At 49.3% G+C, this 2,644-nt stretch carries 2 protein-coding genes; both read right to left on the bottom strand.

Annotation, left to right across the window (positions count from 1 at the left end):
- Positions 1-44 precede the first annotated feature (44 nt).
- The gene (locus Q0X25_RS08365) at positions 45-1,619 is read right to left on the bottom strand and encodes an FAD-binding protein (protein WP_298581204.1); all 1,575 of its coding nucleotides are present in this window, start codon (positions 1,617-1,619) and stop codon (positions 45-47) included.
- A 2-nt stretch (positions 1,620-1,621) separates the two neighbouring features.
- Positions 1,622-2,218 carry a ribosome biogenesis GTP-binding protein YihA/YsxC gene (yihA, locus tag Q0X25_RS08360; protein ID WP_298581200.1) on the bottom strand — a complete coding sequence of 199 codons (597 nt, stop codon included), beginning with the start codon at positions 2,216-2,218 and terminating at the stop codon, positions 1,622-1,624.
- Positions 2,219-2,644: the final 426 nt, after the last annotated feature.

The raw sequence follows: 2,644 nt of genomic DNA, 5'->3' as shown, positions 1-2,644 counted from the left end.
CGGTGGGAATCCATAGGTATGTGACGAGCAACAAACAAAAAGTCCTAAAAAACAATAGGAGTAATGTCAAATTCTTCACGGCGTAGGGTGAGCGTATGAGCTTGAGCACATGCAGAATTTGTCGTGGGAAAGTCATGTCGGAAATGCGACCCGCGGCTTTCAGGACGAGCAAGCATTGCGGCAACAAGAGCCCGTGCGCTGAGACAGGCGTAGCTAACGCGTGCCGTAAGAGCGATGCTTTGAGGATCTGAGCTTGGCGTAAAACGCTGAGAAAGCTGAGCCTGGATATGAGATAGCTGCTGTTGAGCCTGGGTAAGTGTCCTACTCTCCCGTCCTAGCAAACAGTTTGTATCCATGATGTGGCGAATGTGTTTGAGTGCGTATTGGCAGTCGGTAATGCTGGCAGCCTTTGTGGGCAAAACGATGCTGTGCATTTTTGTCGTGTGACTTTGCGCATATGCTGCTGCGGCCTGACCCGCAATTTTGCCAAAGACGAGGCAGTTAGCGCTGGAAAGACCTCCTATTCGGTCTGCTCCATGCATGCCGCCGGTGGCTTCTCCGCAGGCAAAAAGTCCAGGTATGCCACAGGAGGCTGAGCTGTCAATATAAATGCCACCGTTTGCGGCATGAGCATAAGGGGTAATGCGTACGTTTTCAAAGGGGCTGCAGTGAAAGCAATGGTAAAACCAGTCGGCATAGGTCTGCATAAATTCGGGTAGTACGTCAGGTAAGCTATAGTTTAGTTTTGCTCCACCGGGCTTGCGGGCGATAGCAAGATCTACAAGATGGTCAGGTAGGCTTGCCGAGAAGGGCCCATGATCTGCGCGAGCTGTCATAAGATGAGGGAAGTTTTGCTCCTCAAATCCCTCGAGACGAGCAAAACGGAAGCTTTTCTCATTAAAAACGATTCCCTTTTTTGGGCTCAAAAGCCCTGGCATTATCTGGATGAATTCAGCGTTGATAAGTGCAGCTCCATGTTTGAGAGCAATGGCCTGAGCAGTGCCCAGTACATCGGGCATAGTTAAAGTGTGCTCAAACAGTCCGCCAAAACCACCTGTGGCAAGTACGACTGCGCCTGCTTTGATTTGTCTCAACTCGCTCTGAGTTGAGTCATAAAGCAGAGCTCCACATATGCCACAGTCGTCTTCCACTAGGTCGATGAGCTCATGGTAGGGAAGCGTCGTGAGCTGTTGAATTTCAAGGGCATCTGCAATCGCTTTTCGATAGGCGCTGCGACCAAGACCCTGCCAACTGCGTTGCTTGTGATCAAAACAGGGAATGAATTCTTGTTGTTCGGCCGCTTGAGCATGTCGCAGATGAACACCGCGTGATTCAAGTCGTTGGATTGCGGGTTCGATACCTTTGACGAGCTGTGTAACCAGGGTGGGTACTGCCATTCCGCGTCCAACAGAAAGTATCGTCTGCGTAAGTTCTGCTTCATCTGAGGTGTCTTGGGGGCCGATGAGTCCCAGACCCCACGTGCCACCAAAAAAGCTTGAGCCAGAAAAGATGTGAGCGGTGCTTGCGAGTATGACACGTACACCAGTATTGGCCGCAGCAAGAGCAGCGGTCGTGCCTGCAATACCGGCGCCTATGACCAAGACATCACAGTCACGCATGGCTATGCCCAAGGAGATACAAACTCGCCGATAAGCGTACGCAAATCTTCAATGCCTTGCCCGGTTTCTGACGAGCAAATCAATACAGGAGTATCTCCAGGAGCTTTGAGCTGGGCACAAAGTGTGCGCGTTTGCTTGACTTGCTTTTGTTTGCTCAGCTTGTCTGCTTTGGTCAAGACAATTGCCATGGGAAGCTGATGGTCGGCAAGGTAGTTAACCATTTGAGTGTCAAGAGGACTTGCATCATGACGGATATCGATAAGACATACTACCAAAGCATGTTGGCGAGGCTGTTCAAAATACCCATTCATCAGGTCGCTCCAGCGCACTCGCTCGCTCGCACTGACTTTTGCAAAGCCATAACCAGGCAAATCGACAAAATCGACCATATCGGTGGGAAAGAAGTTGATAGTGCTTGTCTTTCCTGGTTTAGATGAAACTTTGACCAAACTACGACGATTAAAAAGTCTATTCATGAGCGATGACTTGCCCACGTTGGAGCGTCCTGCAAAAGAGACTTCGGGGCGCGTAGATTTGGGTAGTTGCGCAGCAGTGCCATAGGCAGCCGCAAAGTGAACCTGTTGATAATTAATAGACATGCACACCCCTCCAGCCGACTGCTCTTATTGTGCCAGAACTTCATACTCGCTGCTGTACGGTATAAGTGCCCGTTGAATAGACGCTTGCTCAAATGCTCTCCTGTCTGAAATAAAAGCTCATTTTTGTGCGGGTACTTATTGAACCCGCTGGAGACGAAAAGATGCATTTTGAACCGCCTGTGAGGGAAGGTGAAGTTGGAAGAGTGCATGGATACGTTCATACAGCTTGGTTCTATAAAGTGCTTATTCGTTGTAGAATGACTCAAATCCGATCCTGTCTTTTTAGTCTGAATGGGATAGATATGAGGTTGCTACTTGCATTTTTCTGTCTCGTTATCTCCCTGTACTCATGTGGTTGCAGCGCTGCCACTGTGCCAAATAAATCAATTTCTAAAGACTCAGAGTTTGTACCTGCGGGTTCTTCTG

Source organism: uncultured Olegusella sp. (assembly GCF_947253395.1).
GTDB lineage: Bacteria > Actinomycetota > Coriobacteriia > Coriobacteriales > Atopobiaceae > Olegusella.
This window is presented reverse-complemented; position numbering and strand designations above follow the sequence as displayed.